General features: G+C 57.0%; 24 protein-coding genes. 7 read left to right on the top strand and 17 right to left on the bottom strand.

Translation table 11 applies throughout. The annotated features are described in order from the left end of the window. Positions 1–57: 57 nt before the first annotated feature. Genes GJU83_RS01635 through pdxB form a run of 3 tightly spaced genes read left to right on the top strand, consistent with a single transcriptional unit; the run spans position 58 to position 3,071 of the window. The gene (locus tag GJU83_RS01635; protein ID WP_153633534.1) at positions 58–612 is read left to right on the top strand and encodes an elongation factor P hydroxylase; all 555 of its coding nucleotides are present in this window, start codon (positions 58–60) and stop codon (positions 610–612) included. A gap of 6 nt (positions 613–618) precedes the next feature. Further along, the gene (locus GJU83_RS01630; RefSeq protein WP_069183369.1) at positions 619–1,902 is read left to right on the top strand and encodes a DEAD/DEAH box helicase; all 1,284 of its coding nucleotides are present in this window, start codon (positions 619–621) and stop codon (positions 1,900–1,902) included. A 17-nt stretch (positions 1,903–1,919) separates the two neighbouring features. Beyond that, on the top strand, positions 1,920–3,071 hold the full coding sequence (pdxB, locus tag GJU83_RS01625) for a 4-phosphoerythronate dehydrogenase PdxB (protein WP_153633533.1): 1,152 nt from the start codon (positions 1,920–1,922) through the stop codon (positions 3,069–3,071). A 46-nt stretch (positions 3,072–3,117) separates the two neighbouring features. Here the strand turns inward: pdxB and htpX are convergent, their stop codons facing one another. From htpX to GJU83_RS01610, 3 genes are all read right to left on the bottom strand, one after another. Beyond that, a complete protein-coding gene (gene htpX / locus GJU83_RS01620; protein ID WP_069183371.1) occupies positions 3,118–3,999 on the bottom strand; it encodes a protease HtpX in 882 nt (293 codons plus the stop codon). Positions 4,000–4,094: 95 nt separating this feature from the next. Further along, positions 4,095–4,565 (bottom strand): hypothetical protein, encoded by a 471-nt coding sequence (locus tag GJU83_RS01615; RefSeq protein WP_069183372.1) that lies wholly within the window; start codon positions 4,563–4,565, stop codon positions 4,095–4,097. An 11-nt stretch (positions 4,566–4,576) separates the two neighbouring features. Then, positions 4,577–5,791, bottom strand: coding sequence for a pyridoxal phosphate-dependent aminotransferase (locus tag GJU83_RS01610; protein ID WP_136631795.1), 1,215 nt, complete (start codon positions 5,789–5,791; stop codon positions 4,577–4,579). A gap of 251 nt (positions 5,792–6,042) precedes the next feature. Here GJU83_RS01610 and GJU83_RS01605 point away from each other — a divergent pair, with 251 nt between their 5' ends. Further along, positions 6,043–6,534, top strand: a complete 492-nt coding sequence (locus tag GJU83_RS01605; protein WP_153633532.1) for a glutathione peroxidase — start codon at positions 6,043–6,045, stop codon at positions 6,532–6,534. Here GJU83_RS01605 and GJU83_RS01600 read toward each other — a convergent pair. After that, the gene (locus tag GJU83_RS01600; RefSeq protein ID WP_174804999.1) at positions 6,523–8,871 is read right to left on the bottom strand and encodes a hybrid sensor histidine kinase/response regulator; all 2,349 of its coding nucleotides are present in this window, start codon (positions 8,869–8,871) and stop codon (positions 6,523–6,525) included. The two genes, GJU83_RS01605 and GJU83_RS01600, sit on opposite strands and share 12 nt — an antisense overlap. A gap of 53 nt (positions 8,872–8,924) precedes the next feature. Next, on the bottom strand, positions 8,925–9,692 hold the full coding sequence (locus GJU83_RS01595; protein ID WP_153633531.1) for a hypothetical protein: 768 nt from the start codon (positions 9,690–9,692) through the stop codon (positions 8,925–8,927). A gap of 232 nt (positions 9,693–9,924) precedes the next feature. Here GJU83_RS01595 and GJU83_RS01590 point away from each other — a divergent pair, with 232 nt between their 5' ends. Next, positions 9,925–10,935 carry a LysR family transcriptional regulator gene (locus GJU83_RS01590; protein WP_069183377.1) on the top strand — a complete coding sequence of 337 codons (1,011 nt, stop codon included), beginning with the start codon at positions 9,925–9,927 and terminating at the stop codon, positions 10,933–10,935. Here the strand turns inward: GJU83_RS01590 and GJU83_RS01585 are convergent. The 8 genes from GJU83_RS01585 to GJU83_RS19150 all read right to left on the bottom strand — a co-directional run bounded on the left by GJU83_RS01585 (position 10,924) and on the right by GJU83_RS19150 (position 17,963). Further along, on the bottom strand, positions 10,924–11,889 hold the full coding sequence (locus GJU83_RS01585; protein WP_153633530.1) for a GNAT family N-acetyltransferase: 966 nt from the start codon (positions 11,887–11,889) through the stop codon (positions 10,924–10,926). The genes GJU83_RS01590 and GJU83_RS01585 overlap by 12 nt on opposite strands. A gap of 5 nt (positions 11,890–11,894) precedes the next feature. Further along, on the bottom strand, positions 11,895–13,046 hold the full coding sequence (locus GJU83_RS01580) for a ribosomal protein uL16 3-hydroxylase (RefSeq protein WP_153633529.1): 1,152 nt from the start codon (positions 13,044–13,046) through the stop codon (positions 11,895–11,897). 17 nt (positions 13,047–13,063) lie between these two features. Further along, positions 13,064–14,431 carry an adenylosuccinate lyase gene (gene purB / locus GJU83_RS01575; RefSeq protein WP_153633528.1) on the bottom strand — a complete coding sequence of 456 codons (1,368 nt, stop codon included), beginning with the start codon at positions 14,429–14,431 and terminating at the stop codon, positions 13,064–13,066. An 88-nt stretch (positions 14,432–14,519) separates the two neighbouring features. Then, positions 14,520–15,164, bottom strand: coding sequence for a high frequency lysogenization protein HflD (gene hflD, locus GJU83_RS01570; protein ID WP_153633527.1), 645 nt, complete (start codon positions 15,162–15,164; stop codon positions 14,520–14,522). Further along, entirely contained in the window at positions 15,161–16,348 is a 1,188-nt protein-coding gene (mnmA, locus tag GJU83_RS01565; RefSeq protein ID WP_153633526.1) for a tRNA 2-thiouridine(34) synthase MnmA, read from the bottom strand. Before mnmA ends, hflD begins: the two co-directional genes overlap by 4 nt. Before the next feature lie 36 nt (positions 16,349–16,384). Then, positions 16,385–16,849 carry an NUDIX hydrolase gene (locus GJU83_RS01560; RefSeq protein ID WP_069183383.1) on the bottom strand — a complete coding sequence of 155 codons (465 nt, stop codon included), beginning with the start codon at positions 16,847–16,849 and terminating at the stop codon, positions 16,385–16,387. Further along, entirely contained in the window at positions 16,846–17,478 is a 633-nt protein-coding gene (locus GJU83_RS01555) for a pseudouridine synthase (RefSeq protein WP_153633525.1), read from the bottom strand. The genes GJU83_RS01560 and GJU83_RS01555 overlap by 4 nt, the downstream gene beginning before the upstream one ends. A gap of 173 nt (positions 17,479–17,651) precedes the next feature. Further along, positions 17,652–17,963, bottom strand: coding sequence for a cold shock domain-containing protein (locus tag GJU83_RS19150; protein ID WP_153633524.1), 312 nt, complete (start codon positions 17,961–17,963; stop codon positions 17,652–17,654). A 306-nt stretch (positions 17,964–18,269) separates the two neighbouring features. Between GJU83_RS19150 and clpS the strand changes: the two genes are divergently transcribed. Further along, on the top strand, positions 18,270–18,629 hold the full coding sequence (clpS, locus tag GJU83_RS01545) for an ATP-dependent Clp protease adapter ClpS (RefSeq protein WP_008169202.1): 360 nt from the start codon (positions 18,270–18,272) through the stop codon (positions 18,627–18,629). Positions 18,630–18,647: 18 nt separating this feature from the next. Then, positions 18,648–20,918 (top strand): ATP-dependent Clp protease ATP-binding subunit ClpA, encoded by a 2,271-nt coding sequence (gene clpA, locus GJU83_RS01540; protein WP_136631785.1) that lies wholly within the window; start codon positions 18,648–18,650, stop codon positions 20,916–20,918. Positions 20,919–21,022: 104 nt separating this feature from the next. On the opposite strand, the gene infA is transcribed toward clpA, so the two are convergent. The 4 genes from infA to trxB all read right to left on the bottom strand — a co-directional run bounded on the left by infA (position 21,023) and on the right by trxB (position 23,906). Next, positions 21,023–21,241: a translation initiation factor IF-1 gene (gene infA / locus GJU83_RS01535; protein ID WP_008169200.1), complete on the bottom strand. Its 219-nt coding sequence runs from the start codon at positions 21,239–21,241 to the stop codon at positions 21,023–21,025. Between the two features lie 80 nt (positions 21,242–21,321). Further along, positions 21,322–22,035 carry an arginyltransferase gene (locus tag GJU83_RS01530; protein ID WP_136631784.1) on the bottom strand — a complete coding sequence of 238 codons (714 nt, stop codon included), beginning with the start codon at positions 22,033–22,035 and terminating at the stop codon, positions 21,322–21,324. Further along, a complete protein-coding gene (gene aat, locus GJU83_RS01525) occupies positions 22,036–22,749 on the bottom strand; it encodes a leucyl/phenylalanyl-tRNA--protein transferase (protein WP_153633523.1) in 714 nt (237 codons plus the stop codon). 203 nt (positions 22,750–22,952) lie between these two features. Beyond that, complete coding sequence (trxB, locus tag GJU83_RS01520) at positions 22,953–23,906, bottom strand: thioredoxin-disulfide reductase (RefSeq protein WP_069183389.1); 954 nt, start codon at positions 23,904–23,906, stop codon at positions 22,953–22,955. Between the last annotated feature and the right edge of the window lie 112 nt (positions 23,907–24,018).

The raw sequence follows: 24,018 nt of genomic DNA, 5'->3' as shown, positions 1-24,018 counted from the left end.
GGGGCAGTAAAGTCGCACAATAGCCACCCAATGAATCACAGTCCGAATGATCTTATCATGCTGTTCAATGACCTTTTCCGGGAAGCATACCGGACAGTTCTGGTCAAAGGCAGCGATGAACCTGAATACTTGCCTGCCAGCGGGCCCGAGGGCCTCGCTCAGGTTACTTTCGCTCACGGCTATTATGCCAGCGCTTTGCATGAAATAAGCCACTGGTGTATTGCTGGTGAGCACCGGCGCACACTTCATGACTATGGTTACTGGTACTGTCCGGATGGCCGAACACTGCAACAGCAAGAGGCTTTCGAGCAGGTCGAGGTTAAACCGCAAGCCATTGAATGGTTGTTTTCGGTGGCTGCAGGTTCCCGTTTCCACATCAGCGTGGACAACCTCTCCGGAGTTGGCGCAGCCAATGAAGCGCGTTTCAGACACAACGTCCGGAGCCAGGCAGGCGAGTATCTGGTGCGAGGTTTGCCGCGCCGGGCCCAGGCATTTTTTGATGCGCTGGCAACATTTTATGGTACCGGAGAAACCCTTGAAGAGCGCTGGCTTGAAGATGCCCGGCGTATCGCTCCGTCTTATTCTGAATCAGGACATTCCCAGGAAAACTGAAACTCTATGACATCTGACCCAAAACACACCGGTGACCTGAGGTTCAGTGATCTGAACCTCGACAAGCGTTTGCTGGATGCCATTACGGCCATTGGTTTTGAATACTGCACACCCATCCAGGCCGAAACACTGCCCTGGACACTGGCCTGTGAAGACCTGATTGGTCAGGCCCAGACCGGCACTGGTAAAACCGCTGCGTTTCTGATTACGGCCATCCAGAGTCTGCTGGAAACCCCGGTTCCCGAGAAAGATCGTTTTGCTTCCGAACCCCGGGTACTTGCCCTGGCGCCGACACGGGAGTTGGCCATGCAGATTGCAAAGGATGCCGAGCAACTGTGCCAGCACACCGGGCACAATGTGGTGACCGTCGTTGGCGGCATGAACTATGACAAGCAGCGGGACCAGTTGCAGAATGAGATCGTCGACATTCTCGTTGCGACTCCTGGGCGCCTCATCGACTTTCTAGGATCTCAGGATGTATTCCTGGACCAGCTCGACATCCTAATTCTGGATGAGGCTGATCGAATGCTCGACATGGGCTTTATCCCCGATGTGAAGCGGATCATCCGCAAGTGTACCCCCAAGGAGGAGCGTCAGACCCTGTTGTTCAGCGCCACCTTCAACCAGGACGTGCTCAATCTGGCCTCCATGTGGACGAGTAACGCAGAGTTCGTGGAAATCGAGCCGGAACAGAAAACAGCGGAGCGGGTTGAACAAACCGTGTACCTGGTGGGGGATGATGAGAAGCTTCCGGTCCTGGTTAATTTCCTGAAACGGCCGGAAGTGGAAAAGGCGCTGGTGTTTGCCAATCGCCGGGACCAGTGCCGCGACCTGGAAGAGGACTTGAGGAATCAGGGCGTAAAGGTGGCTCTGATGTCTGGCGAGATCGCCCAGAACAAACGCCTCAAAACCCTGGACCAGTTCAAGAAGGGCAGTATTCAGGTGCTGGTTGCTACCGATGTGGCCGGCCGTGGCATTCACGTGAACGGCGTGACCCATGTCTTCAACTACAATCTGCCGGATAACGCCGAGGATTACGTGCACCGTATCGGGCGTACGGGCAGGGCTGGCAAGCATGGGGTTTCCATCAGTTTTGCCGGGGAGGATGATTCGTTCGCACTCCCGGCCATCGAGACCTACATCAGCCAGAAGCTCAAGACTGCGGTGCCCGATGAGGCGCTTATGGCGCCCATGGAGAACCCGCCGATTACCCGCAAACGTGGCCGACGACCACAGGGTTCAGGCGGCCGTGGTCAGGGTGGTCGTAATCAGCGTCAGCGCAGGAACTGACAGGGCCGGATACCATCATGTTGATCGTAGCAGACGAGAATATTCCCTTACTGGATTGCTTCTTCGGCGATATCGGAGAGATTCATCGGGTCTCCGGTCGTACCATGTCGAACGCGGATGTCCGTGATGCTGACATACTGCTGGTCCGTTCCGTCACGAAGGTAAACCGTGAGCTTCTGGAGGGCAGTCGGGTCCGTTTCGTGGGCACATCCACCATCGGTACCGATCATGTTGATCTCGACTGGCTCGAGCAGTCGGGGATCCGGTTCTCTGCGGCGCCGGGTTGCAACGCCAACAGTGTCGCTGAGTATGTGCTGTCCGTGTTATCCCTGCATGCTGAACGGCGTGGACTTTCCGACTGGTCCCAGCTTAGCGTCGGTATCGTCGGCGTCGGGAATGTTGGCGGTGAGCTGGCGCACAAACTGGAACGCCTGGGCTTCGATGTGCGCCTCTGCGATCCGCCCAGAGTGGATCGGGAAGAGGGCGATCAGGAGTTTGTGGCGCTTGAGGAAGCCATGAGGTGTGATGTGGTTTCCCTGCATACTCCGCTGACCCGCGAGGGGGATCATCCCACGCTGCATATGATCGGCGAGTCCGAGCTTGCGGCCCTGAATTCGAATCAGCTCCTGATCAATGCTGGTCGGGGAGAAGTGATTGATTCGTCAGCGCTGCTGGCCCGCCTTGAACAGCCCAACCCGCCCACTGTGGCCCTGGATGTCTGGGAGCAGGAACCCAGAATTCACCCCGGGCTGGTTGAAAGGGTCTGGTTGGCAACACCGCACATCGCCGGATATAGCCTGGAAGGCAAGGTTCAGGGAACCGAAATGATCTACCAGGCCCTGAGCCACTTTTTGGGGCTGCCGGTTCGCAAGAAGGCGGGTCAGTTTTTGCCGGAGCCGGCCCTGAGCAAAATTTCATTTACCAGTTCTGCCGATGAAGAAGATGCCATCCGTATTGCGCTGAGAGCCTGCTACGACCCTCGTCGCGACGATGCCAGACTGCGCAATACCATGACCGGATCCGCTGAGGAGCGTGGCGCAGCCTTTGACAGGCTACGGAGGGACTATCCGGTTCGCCGGGAGTGCTCCAGCCTCAAGATCCAGCTCAAGGGCACCAGCAAATCCTTGCAGGACAGTTTCAGGGCTATCGGATTCAAGTTGAAAATCTGATCCTGCAACATCTGAACAAAAAACGGGGCCTTTGGGCCCCGTTTTTTTATAGCTTGGCCTGCTGTAGCGCCTGAATCCTGTCTTCCAGTGGCGGATGCGTCATAAACAGGGCGCTCAGGCCACCACGGGCTCCCCGATTGATACCGAATGCTTGCAGTGAGTCCGGCATCTGGTCCGGTACCTCACTTTCCTGTTTCAGCCGTGCCAGCGCGCTGATCATGGCTGAGCGCCCCGCCAGTTGGGCTCCGGCGATATCCGCCCGGAATTCACGGCGGCGGGAGAACCAGAAGACGATGGTGCTCGCCAGAATGCCCAGGACAATCTCGGCAACGATGCTGACTGCGAAAAAGCCGAGCCCGTGCCCGCTTTCATTCTTGAAAATCACCCGGTCGACAAAGGAGCCGATCACCCGTGAGGCGAAGATCACGAAGGTATTCACCACACCCTGAATCAAGGCCAGTGTCACCATGTCACCGTTGGCAACGTGGCCGATTTCGTGGCCCAGCACTGCCCGTATCTCGTCCTTGTTAAAGCGGTGCAAAAGCCCTTCGCTTACCGCTACCAGCGAATCGTTCTTGTTCCAGCCCGTTGCAAAGGCATTGGATTGGGATGCCGGGAAAATGGCGACCTCTGGCATGCCGATACCGGCATTCCTGGCCAGCTCGGCCACAGTATCCACCAGCCAGCGTTCGGCCGGCGTGCGCGGGGAATCAATGACCCGGGCCCTGGTGCTCCACTTGGCCATTCGCTTGGATATCAGCAGTGACACGATGGCGCCGGCGAATCCGAAGACCGCAGCGAAAGCCAGCAAAGAGCCGTACTGAATGCCATTTTGGGCGAGGTAGCTGTCTACGCCCAGAAGTCGCAGTGTAAAGCTGGCGACAAGGATTACAGCAAGGTTGGTTGCCAGAAACAGCAGAATACGCATGTTGGTTCCCTGATCAGTTCGTCACAGAAGATAAAGCCGTCACTCAGACCGTTATATGCGGACGTGGTTCAATCAATCAACGAGCTTACGGTGATTTAATGATTGCCGTGGTCCGCGAAGAAGGTGGACTGCATGATATGGCTGATTCTGGCGGAGTTACCACTGCGCAGGGCTGTCCGGATCAGATGAATGTGGGTGGAAAGATCTTCCTTGACCGAAGGAGGCAGCGAGCCTGCCGAATTCTCCTCGGCAACGCCGAATTCCCTGGCCAAAGCTTGTGGTGCCGGAGAGCTGAGGCGGATAAACGCGTCCCGTGTCAGTACAGCCTGATCCAGAGCCTCCTGGCGAATGGTATCGACGTACCTGAGCAGGCCTTCCTCAGAGAGCCAGAGCAGGGCGCCAAAACAGGCCATGTGCCGCTTGCTGTGCAGGCCGAACTCGTCCGGCTCATCCGGCCCGGCTATGTCTTCGACAAACAGGTTTATTCGACGCGGGAAGGCGCCATAAAGTTGCACCAGAGCAATCGCCGCATCCTTGTAGAATTCCTCGACGTGAATATCGGCCATGGTTCTCCCCGTTATTGCTGGTATTGGGCCAGGAAGTTTCCGAGCCGGCCCATGGCGTCTTCCAGGGTGTCTTCCCGTGGCAGGAACACCACTCTCAGGTGTTGTTTGTCGTCAATGTTGAACGCAGACCCCTGCACCAGAAGAATTTTTTCCTGAATAAGCAGGTCGAGGACCAGCTTCTCATCATTCACGATCGGGAAGTGCTTCGGATCCAGTTTCGGGAAAAGGTACAACGCGCCCTGAGGTTTGACGCAGCTTACCCCCGGGATGTCGTTGAGCATTCGCCAGGCGATCTCCCGCTGTTCATACAGCCGCCCGTCCGGTGCCACCAGATCATTGATCGACTGGTAACCCCCCAAGGCTGTCTGAATGGCCAACTGGGCCGGCACATTGGCACAGAGCCGCATGTTGGAGAGCATGTCGATGCCTTCGATCAGATCCTTCGCCCGATGCTTGGCACCACTGACAATCATCCAGCCCGAACGGTAACCGGCTGCCCGGTAGTTCTTGGACAGGCCGTTATAGGTGAAGAAAAGCACGTCGTCTGCCAGTGAGGCGGTGGAAACATGCTGGGTACCGTCGTAGAGAATCTTGTCGTAGATTTCGTCGGACAGAATGATCAGGTTGTGCTTTCGAGCCAGTTCGATGACCTGTTCCAGAAGCTCTTTCGAGTACACCGCTCCAGTCGGGTTGTTCGGGTTGATCAGTACAATGGCACGGGTTCGTCGGGTGATTTTCTTGCGGATGTCGTCGATATCCGGAAACCAGTCCTGCTGCTCATCGCACCGATAATGCACGGGCTTGCCACTGGAAAGGGTGACGGCGGCTGTCCACAGGGGGTAGTCCGGGGCGGGAATCAGCACCTCGTCACCGGTGTTCAGCATGGCCTGCATGGTCATGACGATAAGCTCACTGACACCGTTACCCAGGAAAATATCGTCGATGTCGACTTTATCGATGCCCCGCTGCTGACAGTAGTGCATCACTGCCTTGCGAGCGGAGAAAAGCCCTTTTGATTCCACATAGCCCTGGGCCATGTGCATGTTGTAGATGACGTCCTGCTGGATTTCCTCAGGCACGTCCAGTTCGAAGGCGGCTGGGTTGCCGATGTTGAGCTTGAGTACGCGATGACCCTCTTCTTCGAGTCGGCGTGCTTCCCGCAGAACTACGCCACGGATTTCATAACACACGTTATCCAGCTTGGCGGATTTATAGTAGTTCTGCATAAGACCCGGATGTCCTTCTTTTGAGAGCGGAAAATGGCATCTGCCAACACGACAGGCCTTTATTCTAGCGGAGCGAGGGCCAGCGGCAACAGGGGAATTATGATGAATTGTGGCGTGTCGGGGCAGATTTAGCTCACAAACCTGAACCGTTTTTTAAAAATGATGGCCGTACAGCCTGCAATGCCATGGTTTTTTGCTCTGCATTGTGAACAATGGTCCGGGACGAATGGAAATATCAAACGGAGAAGCTTATGGCAGGCGAGACGGTCTACGATTTCACCGCACGGGATATCAAGGGCAATGAAAAAAGCATGGCAGAGTACCAGGGTAAAGTGCTCCTGATCGTGAACACTGCCAGCAAGTGTGGTTTCACACCGCAGTTCGAAGGTTTACAGTCCCTTCACAAGGAACTAGGCGACAAGGGCTTTGAAGTTCTGGGTTTCCCGTGCAACCAGTTCCTGAATCAGGATCCGGGCAATGAGGATGCCATCAGCCAGTTCTGCAGCCTTAACTACGGTGTCGATTTTCCGATGTTCGCCAAGATTGAGGTCAATGGCGATGGCGCTCATCCGCTGTTCCGCTTTCTAAAGCGAGAGGCCAAGGGGTTGATGGGGTCCGAAAAGGTGAAATGGAACTTTACCAAGTTTCTGGTAGGGCCCGATGGTAAGGTTGTACGCCGCTATCCGCCCACGACCAAGCCGGAGGATATCCGGGCCGATATCGAGAAACTTCTACCGGTCTGACACCTCCGCTGAGTCAGAGGGTCGCCAGCGTTCAATCACGGCCCGGAGCTCTTCCCGCTTGTACGGCTTGGTTATGTAGTCATTCATGCCCGATGCAAGGCAGTCTTCCCGGTCGCCTTGCATCACGTTGGCCGTCACCGCAATGATAGGTAGTTGCTGCCATTGCGGATTCTGGCGAATCCTCTGTGTTGCCTCGTACCCATCCATCACTGGCATCTGGCAATCCATCAGCACCAGGTCGTAGTGGTTATTTTCGAGCGCCTGCAGAGCTTTGAGGCCGTTTTCGGCGGGGTCTGCCCGGTGACCGAGCTTTTTCAGCAGGCTGGTTGCCACCAGCTGATTCACCTGGTTGTCCTCTACCAGGAGGATAGACAGAGACGGTTCAGCTGCGTTTTGGTCAATCGTTTCAGCCCTGTGTGCATGCTGATCGTCCGAATGAACCAGGCCCGCGGCCAGGCCAAGGCAGCGAAGTAGTTCGTCCCGTCGCAACGGCAGTGACAGTAGCTGGTGGTTGGCTTTGCCGGGGGTCAGGGTCCCGGTAGCATCGGCAAGAATCACGCCCGGGCCCTGCCAATCGTTGGCAAACTCCAGGGTTTCTTTGTCTTCGGCGCTGGCGAGCGCCAACAGAATTCCGTCCGGGTCCCTGCTTGCTCCGCGGATTGGAATCCCCCATTTCCGCAGCTGAGCCTCGATGGCCGAACGATACGGGTTGTCGGCGGGGATCGCCATGGCAATGCCAATGTCTTTTAACCGTGGGTCCACCCTCGGCAGGTCCTGTGCCCCGGAGGTCTCGTGTATCGGCAATGGCAGGGTAACGGTAAAGTGAGTTCCGCTGCCTTCCCGGGAGTCCACCAGGATCTGGCCATGCATGCGTTCCACTAACTGACGGCAGAGTGTCAGGCCGAGGCCGGTACCGCCATAAAGCCGGGTGGTGTCCACGTCAGCCTGGGAAAAAGGAGAGAATATCCGGTGCAGGCCCTCTTTGGACATGCCTATTCCGGTGTCCACAACGTCAATTCTCAAGCTACCCCCGGAATAGGCTGCCCGAATTCGGACACTACCCTCGTCGGTGAATTTGATGGCATTGCTCAGCAGGTTGTTGAGGACCTGACGTACCCGTGTTGGGTCGCCCAGGAAGTTTTCGGGCAGATCAGGGTCGACTTCGGTAACCAGGAGAATCTGCTTCCGACGCGCCTGTTGGGCGTGCAGTGTGGCGCATTCCTCGATCAGGTGCCGGACACTGAAGGGGATATTTTCCAGGCTGAGCTTGCCGGCTTCCACTTTCGAGATGTCCAGTATGTCGTTCAGCAGGCCAAGCAGGCTTTCGCCGGCGTTCAGGGCAATTTCCATCCGGTTGCGCTGAGCCGGGTCCAGTTCGCCCTCCAGGGCCAGCCCCAGCATACCGAGAACGCCATTCAGGGGCGTGCGTATCTCGTGGCTCATGCTGGCCAGGAAGTTGGCCCTTGCCCGTGCTCGCCGAACCGCATCCTCCTTGGCTTTCACCAGGGCACGGTTACCCCGTTGCAGGGCCTCGTTCTTCTCCGAGATTTCCCGAGTACGGTCTGCCACTTCCTGTTCAAGCTGGGTGGAGTAGTTCTTCATGGCACTCTCTGCGTGCCGGAGTTGGGCAAGGCTTGAGTCAATGGTCTCAAGATGCTGGTTGATGATGCCAACCATGGTCCCGATCTCGTCTTCCCGATGGTTTGCCGGGATCGGAAGCCTGACTTTCTCGGGAGTGCTGGCCTGCACCTGGCTCAAGGCACTGATAACATTGAGCATGGGGCGGGTAAGCACAAAATAGAAGATGGCAAGCAATGCGGCCGAAAGAATCAGGCTCTTCAAGAGGCCGCTGATCAACGTGTAGCCGGCGCGCTGAAGAAACTGCGCGCCGTAGTGATAGGTATCGATGGTGACGATCAGGTGGCCGAGCGGCAAATCTTCAAGCTGTGGGACCTGCAACTCCTGTCTGAATACCCTGTCGGGGCCGAATAGCAAATCACTGACCCAGCGATAGGACGACACCGGGCTGCTTTTGCTTGCGGCGGCCATGGTCTCGTTGTCGTTGTCGGTAATCCGTGCATCAATGGTGGCGGGGTGGCGAAGCAGGCCATCGAGCAATTCTTCCGCCAGCCGGACATCAATGTTGTAGGCAATCTGTGACGCGGGGCTGTTGCTGATGTCGATCAGGGCGTGGATTTCCTTCTCCATCGACTCCTTGGCGCTGAAATAGTCCAGAGTAATCTGGATAACATTCAGCACCAGCCCAAGTGCCATGGCAACCAGTACCGTGTCCCGGGTCAGTCGATAGGAAAGTCGTTGTTTAAAGCCCTTGCTCACGGGTTTGCACTATCCCTGTTGACGGGTCTGCAATGGCGACCCGTTCGGTGCCTTCAGTCGTCGTAGTCGGCCTTTTTCTTCCACTCGTCGTCGTGGAGGAAGGTATCCCACTCGCGGTCCAGTTTGGACTCTCCCTGAGGGCTTTCCTTACCCTCTGCACTCAGCGCCTCAAGCTCCTTGATGCGGGTACGGAAACTCTTGACCGCTTTCATAGCCAAAGGGTTGTCGCGGGATTTGCCCATTTCGGTACTGGCCAGGTGATAGGCGTGGATGGCCTTGCGAAACTGGTTTTGGCGCACGTAATCCCTGGCCTGAAACACATGCAGGTCCGCGTGGGTCTTGTGGACCAGGAAGAGCACATATTTGAGGTTTTTCTTGGCAGTCGCCGCATCAATTCGGCCACTCTTGTGCATTGCTTCAATCATTTTGAACAGGTTCTGAAGCAACTCTTTGACATAGTTGGACTTTTCGGCTGAATCGATCTTGACGGGAGTGGTCCTGTCCCGCTTTTCGATGATCTCGGCTTTCAGCTCAGCGGCAGCGATCTGCCACTCCTTTACCGGCAGGTTGGACTTGAGCCCGGCAAGCTCCCCACAGGCTTCCTCCATGCGCTTGATCAAAAGCAGCTTCAGATCGGCCGTCAGATACTGGCCGGGAATTTCAGTCAGTAGTCGATTGGCCCTGTTGTAGGCGTCTTCCTGGGCTGTAATCTTGCGAGCCCGCTCAATACGGGCGCGCTCGCGCATCTGGCTGAGCACAATAATGACAATCGAGACGGTAACGATGGCCGCCAGCAGAAGGACGATCGTAGTGGTATCCATTTTGTCAGTAACGACTCCGGCTTCAGGATCAAATGATGGCGGGTCTGTAAACCGGCCTCAAAAATACCGATATTATTCAGCAAGTATCAGAAAGACTAGCAGAAATACCGCCCCAGATCCGTTTTCAAATGTGAAAGTTCGTGTTGCGGATTGATTCCGTGAATCCACTGTATCATGTATATTGTTTTCGTGAATGGTGGTGATTTCCCGTTTCTGGTGCTTCGGAGTTTTTGTGGATATTTCCCGTGTTGATCTGAATTTGCTCGTTTACCTGGATGTGTTGTTGCGCGAGCGGAATGTTACCAAGGCTGCTAACCACCTGGGTATTACCCAGCCAGCCATGAGTAATGGCCTGAGGCGGCTACGGGACCTGTTCAGCGATCCGCTGCTGGTGCGAACGAGCGAGGGCATGACGGCCACGGAGCGCGCGCGGGAGCTGCAACCGCTGGTGCGGGGTATCCTGTCGGATATTGAGCAGGCCGTGCAGGAGAAAACACCGTTCTCGGCCCTGGACAGCCAACGCGTGTTCCGGATCATGGCCAGTGATTATGCCGAGTCCTGCCTGATGCCACGGGTACTGAGGCGGATCCGTCAGGAAGCACCTCACGTTACGCTGGACGTACTTACGCCCAGTGATGTCAGCTTTCTGGATGTGGAACAGGGGCGGCTCGATATGGCAATTAACCGGTTCGACAAGATCCCGCAATCTTTTCACCAGAAGACCTTGTGGACCGAATATTTTGCCTGCCTGATGAACGCCAGAAATCCGGTACTGAAAGAACCCTTCACTCTGGATACCTATCTGGATGCCAGCCATATCTGGGTCAGCAAGACCGGTTTTGGCGTTGGCGTGGGGGTGAACCCCAAGGATGTCCAGCGTCTGGGCTGGGTAGACGAGGCACTCTCAAGAATGGGGCGCAAGCGTCAGATTTCGGTGTTCACCCGGCACTATCAGGTGGCGATGTTGCTGGCCGAGCAGCACGATTTGGTAGCAACTCTGCCATCCCGGGCGGCCTGGCTGCAAAAAGACAATCCGAACCTGGTGGTGAAGGTTCCGCCGTTCGAGATCCCGCCATTTGAATTAAAAATGGCCTGGAGTCCGCTGCTGCAGCACAATGCGGATCACCAATGGTTGCGCAAACTGATTGCCGAGGTGGCCACCGAGGTTGATACCGAGTTTGCTCCGTTCGGTGCCAGATTCGAAGCGCCGGACGCGCCCCAGGCCCATCACTCAGAGCGGTAGTTCCCGGAGTTCCAGGGAAGGGCGCGCCGCATCCCACATGCGCTGGAAATTTTCAGACAGCAGCTTCACCCGGCCGCCGTCCGAAAACTTGGCAAAGCCTTCTGGTTTGTAGAAGTCGTGCCGGTAAACCACACCTTCACGATCCGCGAGGATGAAGGGCTGGTCCTCAACCGGATAGTCCTCATTCACCAGTCTAAGCTCCATTCGGCTGGGTAGTCGGCGCATCAGCTCGACCAGGGCGTGCCGGCGTTTGACCAGAGGCTTGTCGTCATGGATAAGCAACCTGACTTCACTGAGCCGGTGCCGGCGGGCCAGGGCCGAAATCAGTTCCCGGAACCGATGCCGGTCATAAAGATCATGTTCGAGCAGGCGGTCGTACAGCCAGATCCGCTGGCTGGCCTGCCCAACCACTGAATCCATCAGGCCCAGCAGTCTCGATTCGGTATCGAATAGCCAGGAATCCGTATCGCTGCCCAGAATCATGGGGTGATCACTGGCCCCGAGAGTTCCGGCGGCAAGATCCGGCGCCAGACAGCGCATGTCGAAGTGGGGTATGCCGGCGTCGTCATAAACGCCAGAACAGACATGGAAGCCTGAGCGCTGGTAGAACGGAATGGCGTGCTCCTGGGCAGACAGTCTGAGCTCGGAAAATCGATTCGCGGATTCCGCAATCAGGTGCCTCAGCAGTGCTTCCCCAATGCTCCGGCCACGGAATTGGGGCAATATCGCCATGCGACCAATGTGGCCGGTTTCTTCCAGTGTTGAAAACAGCCGGGCTACGCCGGCCGGGGTGTTATCAGGGAGAACAGCGAGGTAATGGTCGGCAATTTCATCGGTTTCATCCCATTCCAGTTCCGATGGGACGTTCTGTTCCTCAATAAACACCTGCTGGCGAATGTCGCGGATGGACCCCGGAGCCAGTTGCCAGCTGTATTTGCGAAACCGGATGCTCATAATGCCTATTCGAAGTAAACGGAGCCCTGATTGTAGAGCGTGGTCAGAAGCCCAAGCAACGCGTCATCGTCAGCAAACCCGGCCAGGGCAGCCATATCCACGCGGGCGGCGGAACACAGTAACGGAGCGAGTGGTCGGGCGTCACCCTTGAGCAGGAACTGCTCGCCATCGACAAACAGCGCGGTTTCGCTGGCGAAGTCGTAGTAGGCGAAACGGGAGCCTTCGTTCCAGCGCAACTGCTCGCCTGCGTGAATCGCTTCCGCAACATCCTCGTTGGACGCGGGCTCGTCAGCAGGAACGACAATATCCATGCTCTTGGGTGCAGTCGAGAACTGGCCAAACCAGAGCGCCAGTTGCCGACGGTCGCCAAGCTTTTCCCGGATCACATTCTCCAGGCGATCTACCACATCAGGCTGGATGGTGCCGGGATTCTCCTGCACCTTCAGGTCCGGATCGTTCAGGTGATCCGCCGCGTCGGAGCGGCTGCAAAGGAAGTCGGTAAAGCCGGTTAGAATATCGTCAATGGTCGGCGCCCGGAATCCCACCGACAGGGTGATGCAGTCATCTTCCGCAACTCCGTGGTGCCCAATGCCCGGGGGAAGGTACAGCATGTCACCAGGTGCCAGGGTAACGGTTTCCTCGCCATCCCAACTGCTCAGAATTCGGAGCGGGGTGCCCTCCACCCTGGGTGAGGTGTGGTCGCAATGCCCACCAAATGTCCACCGACGGTGACCCTGGGCCTGAAGCAGGAATACATCGTACTGGTCGTAGTGCGGGCCGACACTGCCGCCTTTCGGGGCAAAGCTGGCCATGATGTCATCCAGGCGCCAGTTGGGAATAAAGCGGAAATGTTCGAGAAGATCGGCAATATCGGGCACCCAATGGTCCAGGCCCTGCACCAGCAGCGTCCAGTCCTGTTCAGGTAGTGAGCTGAACCGGTCCGGCGAGAAGGGGCCATTGTGGAGCTGCCAGGGCTTGCCATCGTCGTTTTCGATGACAATCCGGGACTCCACGCCTTCCTCGCAGGCAAGGCCTGCCAGTTCATCAGCGCTGACCGGGCACTGGAAGCCCGGAAATGCCTGGCGGATAACCAGCGGCTTTTTCTGCCAGTAGTCTCGCAGAAATTCAGAAGGTGTCAGTCCGCCAAGCATGTCCATGGGTGTTGCTCCCGGTTTCAGATGTTTTGTGCCTGATCGACGGCGTTACCGATATAACGACCCGGGGTCAGGGCCATCAGTTCGGCCTTGGCTTGCTCCGGAATGTCCAGGCTCTCTACGAAATTCTTGATCACTTCCGGGGTCATTGCCTTGCCGCGGGTCAAAGCCTTGAGTTTTTCATAGGGCTTTTCAATGTTGTAACGGCGCATCACGGTCTGGATCGGCTCGGCAAGCACTTCCCAGGCATGGTCCAGGTCCTCATCCAGGCGAGCCGGGTTGATTTCCAGTTTGCCGAGGCCCTTCAATGTTGCTTCGTAGGCAATCAGGCTGTGGGCAAAGCCAACGCCCAGGTTGCGTAGCACGGTGGAGTCGGTCAGGTCCCGCTGCCAGCGTGAAATGGGCAGCTTGGCGGAGAGGTGGCTGAAGAGCGCGTTGGCGATGCCAAGGTTGCCTTCGGAGTTCTCGAAATCGATGGGATTGACCTTGTGGGGCATGGTTGAGGAGCCCACTTCGCCTTCCACCGTTTTCTGCTTGAAGTAGCCGAGTGAAATATAGCCCCAGATGTCACGATCCAGATCGATCAGGATTGTGTTGAATCGGGCGATGGCATCGTACAGTTCGGCGATGTAATCATGGGGTTCGATCTGAGTGGTGTACGGATTCCAGTCGAGGCCAAGGCTCTCGATGAATTCCCGGGCATTCACAGCCCAGTCGATTTCCGGGTAGGCGGACAGGTGGGCATTGTAGTTGCCCACAGCGCCATTGATCTTGCCCAGAAGCTCGGTTTCACGGACCTGCTTTACCTGTCGACGCAACCGATGAACCACGTTGGCCAGCTCTTTGCCAACGGTGGTGGGCGAGGCAGTCTGGCCGTGGGTACGGGATAGCATGGGCTGTTCAGCATGATCATGAGCCAGCTGTGCCAGCTTGTCGACAACACGATCCATGGCCGGCAACAGGCCGTGGTCCAGGCCCTCGCGGAGCATCAGGGCATGGGACAGGTTGTTGATGTCTTCCGAGGTGCAGGCAAAGTGAACAAATTCGGTGACGGCGTGCAGTTCCGGAACGCCGGCAATTTTTTCCTTGATGAAGTACTCGACCGCTTTCACATCGTGATTGGTGGTGCGTTCGATGTCCTTGATGCGCTCGGCGTCTTGAAGGCTGAACTCACTGACCAGACTGTCCAGAACTTTGTTGGCTTCGGCGGAAAACTGGGGTACCTCAGTTACTCCGGGATGAGCGGCCAGCTTTTGCAACCAGCGGATCTCGACGGTTACCCGGTTCCTGATCAGGCCATATTCACTGAAAATTTCACGGAAGACGCTGACCTTGCTGCCATAGCGTCCATCGACCGGGGAAATGGCGGTCAGGGCGGTGAGTTCCATCGAAAACCTCTCAAGTCATCAAAGATTCGGATCAAAAGAAAATAAGGGGTGCGTATCATACACCACCGGAGGCACTGAATCAGCGCCGTCAGTGGTACAGGGAGCGATTGGCTTCCTCGGCCAGTTCGCCGGCGAGCCGGATAACTTTCTTCCGGGCAAAGATCAGCTGCCAGCGGCGGCCGCCAGTCTGGCGCCAGAGCACGGCGGACCGAATGCCCGCAAGCAGCAGGGCGCGCACTTTGGCAGCATTCTCCTCCCGCTGCAGCACCGATGGGTTGCCGCTGACCTGGATCCGCAGTCGGAAGGTGCTGATGGTATCGGCATAGACCGATGCCAGATTGCTAATCAGGTTGGGGTGGGTGTACCCGAAGTGGCTGGCGGTATGCCTGGCCTGATCGATACGACTACCAATCACGTCCAGCATGTCGGAGCGGCGATTCAGTTTGGATTCGAGCTGGATCAGATTGAGGGCGTAGCGCAGTACTTCGATGTCCTGCTGCCGGGATTGCTGGCTGAGCACCGAAGACAGGGTGACAAGGCCTTCACGGATGTCGCGAAGTTCGCCGCCATAGACATCCAGAGTTTTCGCCGGATCGGTGGCAAACAGGGAACGAATAGATGTTTCCAGGCTGGCTTCGTTGCACTGGCCATTGTGGGCAATCTGCTGGACCAGGTTCGCGGCCTGGAACACGCCGGCCAGCGCCAGCGTCTGATCCTTGAGGGAGCGGCTCATGCGGTTTCTTCCTGGTGCCGGGTTCCGGTCAGGCGGTCTGGCAAGGGTTCGCCGTCTCGCCAGGTCTCTTCTATAACGCCGCCGCCGAGACACACATCGCCGTCGTAGAAAACGACGGATTGCCCGGGCGTGACGGCGCGCTGAGCATTGTCGAAGTCCACCCGGACGCCGCCCTCGATAACCTCAACTTCGCAATCCTGGTCTGGCTGCCGGTAGCGGGTTTTGGCCTTGCAGCGGAAGGTTCCTGCCGGTGGTTCGCCGGCTACCCAGTCAATCGGCCCGGACACCAGGCCCCGGGAAAAGAGCAGGGGGTGATGCTTTCCCTGAACTGCAATAAGGACATTGCGACCGAGATCTTTCTCCGCCACGTACCAGGGCTCATCCCCGAATTCACTAAGGCCGCCGATGCCAAGCCCCTGCCGCTGGCCAATGGTGTGATACATCAGGCCCTGGTGCCGGCCAATTTTCTGGCCATCGGGTGTCTCGATATCGCCGGGCTGGGCTGGCAGATATTGCTTCAGGAAATCCTTGAACTTGCGTTCACCAATAAAGCAGATACCGGTGGAATCTTTTTTGTCGTGGGTAACGAAACCCTGCTGTTCGGCAATACGACGGACTTCCGGTTTTTCCAGCTCGCCCACCGGGAACAGTGTCCGTGCAATGCGGTCGCCGGAGACAGCATGCAGGAAGTAGCTTTGATCCTTGTTGGGATCCAGGCCCTTCAGGAGTTGGGCCTTGCCCGGGGAGCCAGCAATCGGGCGCTGACGGGCGTAGTGGCCGGTGGCAATGTAATCGGCGCCAAGAGTAATGGCGTAGTCCAGGAACGCCCGGAATTTCACTTCCTTGTTACACAGGATATCCGGATTGGGTGTCCGCCCGGCCTGGTATTCGGACAGGAAGTGTTCAAACACCCGGTCCCAGTATTCCGCCGCGAAGCTGGCGGTATGAAGCTTGATGCCGATGGCATCCGCCACGGCCTGGGCGTCTGCCAGGTCCGTCATGGCGGTGCAGTATTCGGTGCCATCGTCCTCATCCCAGTTCTTCATGAACAGGCCTTCAACCTGATAACCCTGATCCTTGAGCAGCCAGGCGGCCACGGAAGAATCCACGCCGCCGGACATGCCGACAATGATGCGGGTGTGGGTTGCGCCGTTTGAAGTATGGGTGTCGGATGCGTTGGTCATGACAGCTTTGTTACCGGTTAAAAAGCCGCAAGTTTATCATCTTTCCGGTGGCGCCGTCTGCGCATCCACCACCACGTCCAGCGGGTATCGGCGACCATTTCGGTAATCTTCTATGCATTGAAGCACAAGCGGGCTTCGCAATTGCGTGCCCAATGCGTGAATCTCGTCGATAGTCAGCCAGTGGGCGGCGATAATGCCATCGTCCAGGTGGTCTGTAAGCCGGTTTCGGGCCCTGGCCGCGTAGCAGAATCGATAGTAGGTCACTCCGTTGGCGGGCGCCTTGTAGGTATAGATGCCGAGAAAATGTAACGGCTCTATGTCCCAGCCTGTTTCTTCGAGGGTTTCCCGGCGAACCGCATCGAGAATGGCTTCGTCTTCCTCCACATGGCCTGCGGGCTGGTTGAAAACAACCTTGCCGCCGCTGACTTCTTCGACCATCAGGTAGCGGCCCGCACCATCTTCAACGATAACGGCGACGGTTGCGTGGGGTGTCCAGGTCATGATCTGCGGTTTCTCCCGGGTCGGGCGCCGGCGACTTTGCCGCGGCGGGTTGTTTTTGCTGAAGCTGGAAGATTAACGGTAACAGTCCGGTGGGCTCCTGAATCCAGGCCCTCCAGCGTCCAGTCGCCAATCCGGTACCGGATCAGCCTGAGCGTTGGAAAGCCCACGGCGGCAGTCATTCTTCGGACCTGCCGATTCTTGCCTTCGGTGATGGTCAGCTCAATCCAGCTGGTGGGAACTGTTTCTCGATGGCGCACCGGCGGAACCCTGGGCCAAACTACAGGGGCGGCTATTCCGGTGGCTTTTGCCGGTCGGGTCAGGCCATCTTTCAACTGAACTCCGGCCGCCAGATGTTTCAAGGCGTCTTCCGTAATGTCGCCTTCCACCTGCACCCAGTAGGTCTTCGGCATCTTTAGCGAAGGAGAGGCAATCCTGTGTTGCAGTGGGCCTTCAGAGGTCAGAAGAAGCAGGCCCTCGGAATCATAGTCGAGGCGACCGGCGGGGTAGATACCCGGGATTCGCAGATAGTCCGCCAGGGTGGCTCTCGGTGAGTCACCACCGGAGACGCCATCGTCGGTAAACTGGCTCAAAACCTGGAAGGGTTTGTTAAAAAGCACGAGTTCAGCCATGCGCTGCTGTATTCCCGGGGTTACGATGCGTTTGTTGACAGCAGGGTACTGCAAAGAGGGGCAGTGGCAAAGCGAAGTTGATATCGCTTAATAGGGGATGATTCTGAAAAGCAAGAAGGGATGGCCCACCAGTAGAGTACCGGTGGGTGCGAGTATTCCAATGTCGCAACCGATCAGGCGTTTACGGCACGGGGCGGATAGTTGTCGCGCCCTGATTCCTGCTGACCCGACTTGCCGGCAGATTCGCTCCCGGTACCAGCCTGCGCTTTGCTGGCGGGCAATTCGTCAGGGACGATGTTGACTGCGTGAATGCCTTTGTCACTGGGCTTTTTGTCAAAGGTTACGGCCTGGCCGGCTTTCAGGGTCTTGTAGCCGTCCATTTGCACCGAAGAGAAGTGCGCAAACAGGTCGTCACTGCAGCCATCCTCGATGATGAATCCGTACCCTTTGGCATTGTTGAACCACTTGACCTTGCCTCTTGGCATGATGAACTCCCCTGTTCTTTTGCTGTCTCTATTCTTGTTGATTCTTTGTTTGCCTATCGGTGCCGTCGCACGGTCGGTCCGAATCCTGTTACACAATCCTTGCATGGATTTACATTATTTTACAATGCAACTTAACTTTCGGCCAATCATAGCGATGAGTCAATAGTTTCTATGCCGGGAATGTGTGGTTGAACGCAGTCTGGAAGCGGTATCATGTTCGTATTGATAAATATCTCATGCCCCGCTTGAAAACCCGGGGGCGGACATCCACATTTAACAGGAGCACCGATAAACCGGTAAGGAATGATGCGGACTATCGAGAATTCTCTACTAGTATTTAATCAGGGGGAGGACGAACAACCGGGGCGACAGGATGACCTCAGCGTTGCTCCCGAGAAGCCTGCTCTCAAGCGCCCTGCGCGATACAGGGTGGTGCTTCTGAACGATGATTACACGCCCATGGATTTTGTTGTGGATGTGTTGATGAAGTTCTTCGGAATGAACGAAGAAAAGGCGACGCAGGTGATGCTGCTCGTCCATACACAGGGAAAAGCTGTATGCGGGGTATATACCCGTGACATCGCGGAAACAAAGGCGGCACAGGTGAACCAGTATTCCTCGGAATGCGAACATCCGCTCCTTTGCGAGATTGAACGTGCGGACTGAAAGACGTTGGGGTGGCCCATGCTGAGCAAAGATCTAGAAATTACGCTGAATACGGCCTTCAAAAATGCCCGGGACAAGCGTCATGAGTTCATGACTGTGGAGCATTTGTTGCTGGCCCTACTGGATAATGAATCGGCAGTGGGCGTTCTGAAGGCTTGCGGCGCCGACCTCAAGCGGCTTCAGGAAGAACTCGTCGAATTCGTGGATTCAACCACACCACTCATTCCAAGCAGTGACAGTGAGCGGGAGACTCAGCCAACGCTGGGGTTCCAGCGTGTGCTGCAACGGGCGGTTTTCCATGTGCAGTCCTCCGGCAAGAAAGAGGTAACCGGTGCCAACGTGCTGGTGGCCATTTTCAGCGAACAGGAAAGCCAGGCGGTCTATGTGCTCAAAAAGCAGAGCATTGCCCGGATTGATGTGGTGAACTTCGTTTCTCACGGCATTTCTCGTGTTCAGGGTGCGGAAGACCAGGAAAGCCATGATCAGGCGTCCCATGATGAGGCCGGTGAGGAAGGCGGGCAGTCCAAACCCCTGGAAAGCTATGCCACCAACCTGAATGAGCAGGCCCGTCAGGGCCGTATTGATCCGCTGATTGGGCGCGAACACGAAGTCGAACGGGTCGTTCAGATTCTGGTTCGTCGTCGCAAGAATAACCCGCTGCTGGTGGGGGAGGCCGGTGTCGGCAAGACTGCGATTGCAGAGGGGCTTGCGAAACGTATCGTTGATGGTCAGGTGCCCGACATTATTTCCGATGCGGTGGTTTACTCGCTGGACCTCGGGGCTCTGCTCGCCGGGACCAAGTACCGGGGCGATTTCGAGAAGCGCCTGAAAGGGTTGCTTGCCGAGCTCAAGAAAGAAAACCACGCAATCCTGTTCATTGATGAGATTCACACCATCATCGGAGCGGGTTCCGCTTCCGGTGGCGTGATGGATGCCTCCAACCTTCTCAAGCCCATGCTCAGTTCCGGGGAAATCCGGTGCATTGGTTCAACCACATTCCAGGAGTTCCGGGGTATTTTCGAGAAGGATAGCGCCCTGGCTCGCCGGTTCCAGAAGATCGATGTAAACGAGCCGAGCGTTGAGGATACCTATCAAATACTGAAGGGCCTCAAACCCAACTTTGAAAAGCACCACGATCTCAAGTACACCGACAAGGCCCTGCGCGTAGCCGCCGAACTGTCAGACCGCTACATCACTGATCGTCATTTGCCGGACAAGGCCATCGACGTGATTGATGAAGCGGGTGCCCGCCAGAGGCTGCAGCCTGAAGGCAAGCGCAAGAAAACCGTTGATGTCACCGAGATCGAGGATGTGGTTGCGAACATTGCCCGCATCCCGCCGAAGAACGTCTCTACCAGCGACAAGGATCTGCTGCGGAACCTTGAACGGGATCTGAAGATGACCGTGTTCGGCCAGGATCCGGCGATCGAATCGCTGTCTACCGCTATCAAGCTGGCACGAGCCGGGCTGAAGGCGCCCGAGAAGCCAGAGGGTGCGTTCCTGTTCGCAGGACCGACCGGTGTCGGGAAAACCGAGGTTACCAAGCAGTTGGCCAAGGTTCTTGGCATTGAGCTGGTACGGTTTGACATGTCCGAGTACATGGAGCGCCATACGGTTTCACGGCTGATCGGTGCGCCTCCGGGCTACGTTGGCTACGATCAGGGCGGCTTGTTGACCGAATCGGTCAACAAGCATCCGCACTGCGTGCTCCTGCTGGATGAGATCGAGAAGGCCCATCCGGAAGTGTTCAACCTGCTGCTGCAGGTCATGGACCATGGCACGCTGACCGATAATAACGGTCGGAAAGCGGATTTCCGCCATGTGATCCTGGTGATGACCACCAACGCCGGGGCCGAAAGCATGGCCCGCCGGTCCATTGGCTTCAGTGAGCAGGATCACAGCACGGACGGCATGGAGATCATCAGCAAGACCTTCACGCCGGAGTTCCGTAACCGTCTGGACGGCATCATCCAGTTTGGTGACTTGCAGATGGATACCATCACTCACGTGGTGGACAAGTTCCTCACCGAATTGCAGGCACAGCTGGACGAGAAGCATGTGGTTCTGCATGTGGATGACGATGCCAAAGCCTGGTTGGCCGAGAAGGGATACGACGTCACCATGGGTGCACGCCCGATGTCGCGGCTGATCCAGGACAAGATCAAGCGGCCGCTGGCCGAGCAGATCCTGTTCGGGCGTTTGTCGGAGAAGGGCGGTGATGTCTTCATCCACCTTCGTGATGATGAGCTGGTATTCGAGTACGAGGACGAGCCTGCCGAAGCGGTCTGATCTACTTGAGGAAATAAAAAACCGCTGCCCGGGCAACCGGCAGCGGTTTTTTTTAGCTACAACGAAAAAAGCCCCCGAAGGGGCTTTCAGATGTCACGTGAGCATCAACGGGCGCGGTAGACAATGCGGCCTTTGCTCAGGTCGTAGGGAGTCAGCTCAACCTTGACCTTGTCACCTGTCAGGATGCGGATGTAGTTCTTGCGCATCTTGCCGGAGATATGAGCTGTCACAACATGGCCGTTGCTGAGCTCAACGCGGAACATGGTGTTTGGAAGGGTGTCGATGATAACGCCTTCCATTTCAATGGCATCTGATTTCGGCATTCAGTAGAAACCTCGTTTGGATATGCTTTCCGTAATTTTAAATTGCGCAATTCTGCCTGATTTATCGGCGTTTGGCAAAGTTAGCCTGGGTCCAGTTCACGCCAGTGGCCGTCTCTTAGCGCCTCGATCGGGCGGAAGCGGGTTTTATAGTTCATTTTCCGGCATTGCTTGATCCAGTACCCAAGATACAGGTGGGGCAGCCCTCTGCGGCGAGCTTCCTCGATTTGCCAGAGGATTGCGTAAGTGCCAAGGCTCCTGTCATCAAGATCGGGGTCGAAAACGGTGTAAATGGCCGACAGCCCGTCGTCCAGCAGGTCCACGGCCGCCAACCCCACCAATCGCTCATCCTTGTGGATTTCCAGGAACCAGGAGTCCGTTGCCCCTTCCACCAGGAACGACGTGAACTGCTCCCGGGTCGGCGGATACATGTCGCCATCCTGGTGTCGCTGCTCAATGTAGTTGGCATACAGCTGGTAGTACCTTTCCGCAAAGGTCGCTGGCACCATCGTGCACTTCAGGTCTGAGTTCTTCTTCAGCACCCGCCGCTGGCTTCTGTCCGGGCTGAAATCGTCAACCTTGAGTCGGACCGGGATGCAGGCATTACACTGTTCGCAATGGGGGCGGTAATAATGAGAACCGCTGCGGCGAAAACCAAGAGCGGTCAGTTGGCTGTAAAGCTTTTTATCAATGTGGGCCCGCGGATCCACAAACATGGTGGTTGCCTCGCGGTCTGGCAGGTAGCTGCAATCGTGGGGCGGCGTTGCGAAGAACACCAGGGTTCTGAGATTGCTCATTCACTCCTCCGGCCCGGGCCAACGCCATCTGAAGGTCCAGTCGGTCTGATCCGGTTTCTGATCGATGCTCATCCTGAGTATAGATAAAAACTCTTCCCGTGGAATAGTCCGTGCGCCCATGGTCAGGAGGTGTCTGCTCTCCACCTGGCAATCCATGATCCGATAGCCCCAAAGCTGTAACTGGTGCGCCAGATGAACCATGAGAACCTTGGAGGCATTGGTTTCCAGGGAAAACATGGATTCTCCGAAGAAGCACCGGCCAATGGCCAGGCCATACATGCCACCGGCCAGTTCACCGCGACGGTTCCATATTTCGATGGAGTGGGCGACGCCCATGCGGTGCAGGTCGGAATAGCTGGCAATCATTTCTTCGGTAATCCAGGTGCCCTCGGCCCGGGTTGACGCACAGAGTCGGATAATCCGTCCGAAGTGTCTGTCGGCGGTCACCTCGAAGCGTTGCTGGTTCAGGGTGCGGCGCAGGCTGCGTGACACGTGGATTTCGTTCGGGAACAGGACGCATCTGGGGTTGGGTGACCACCACAGGATGGGCTGGTCGTCACTGTACCAGGGGAAAATGCCGTTGCGGTAGGCAAGGATGAGTCGTTCGGTGGACAGGTCCCCGCCGAGGGCGAGGAGGCCGTCCGGGTCGTCCAGGGCTTCGTTGGCGGGGGGGAACCAGAGTTGGTCCGGGTCTAGCCAGGGTAGTGAGGTCATCCTTCTCCGGTTTTTACTGCCTAGTTCGCGTTGGTCTTGTTGCTTACGGGCCTTGGAGTCGCGCCCGGGAGGGCCAGCCTTCTAAAACACGCTGTGAATACGTCCGTGTACGCTTGGCTCCGCCATCCCTGGCTCCGCACAGTTTTAGAAGGCTGGCCCTCCCAGCCTCGATCAGCTTCCGTATAGTCTTATAAAAGACTAGATCAATCCTGTTGATCCAGAAACTTTTCCGCATCCAGGGCCGCCATGCAACCGAAGCCGGCGGAGGTGACGGCCTGGCGGTAGACGTGGTCGGCTACGTCGCCAGCGGCGAAGACGCCGGGGATGCTGCTCTGGGTGGCCATGCCCTCAAGGCCGGAGCGGATGCGGATGTAGCCGTTTTCCATGTCCAGCTGGCCCTGGAACAGGTCGGTGTTGGGTTTGTGGCCAATGGCGATAAAGACGCCGGCCAGGTCCATCTCCCGGGTGGAGCCGTCTTTGGTGCTCTTGATGCGCATGCCGGTCACGCCGGTGCCGTCGCCGAGGACCTCGTCGAGGGTGTGGTCCCAGACGATGTTCACGTTGCCGTTTTCGGCTTTTTCAAACAGTTTGTCCTGGAGGATCTTTTCGGCGCGCAGGCTGTCGCGGCGGTGTACCAGGGTGACTTCGTCGGCGATGTTCGAAAGGTACAGCGCCTCTTCAACGGCGGTGTTGCCGCCACCGATAACGGCGACTTTCTGTTTCTTGTAGAAGAAACCGTCGCAGGTGGCGCAGGCAGATACGCCCTGGCCTTTGAATTTCTCTTCGGATTCCAGGCCCAGGTACATGGCAGAGGCGCCGGTGGCGATGATCAGGGCATCGCAGGTGTATTCACCGCCGTCGCCCTTTAGGCGGAAGGGGCGGTTGCGCAGGTCAGCCTCGTTGATGGTGTCGTAGACGATGCTGGTCTCGAAGCGTTCGGCGTGTTTGAGCATGCGCTGCATGAGCTCCGGGCCCTGAACGCCGTCGTTGTCTCCGGGCCAGTTGTCGACGTCGGTGGTGGTGGTGAGCTGGCCGCCGACTTCAATACCGGTAATCAGGGTCGGGTTCAGGTTGGCGCGGGCTGCGTAGACAGCAGCGGTGTAGCCTGCGGGGCCGGAACCAAGGATGATCAGTCGGGAATGTTTGGTGTCGCTCATTGGGAATTCTCTCACTGAAAAAGCCGTACGTTGCCAGGCCCTGTTCCGGGCCAGACGCTTCGGGGAAAGGAGCAAAGGCTAACATGAAAGGCGCGGTCTGCCATTCGTTTTG

The sequence above is a fragment of the Marinobacter salsuginis genome, from assembly GCF_009617755.1.
Lineage (GTDB): Bacteria > Pseudomonadota > Gammaproteobacteria > Pseudomonadales > Oleiphilaceae > Marinobacter > Marinobacter salsuginis.
Note: the sequence above shows the minus strand (reverse complement) of the source record. Positions and strands in the feature narration are given on the sequence as shown.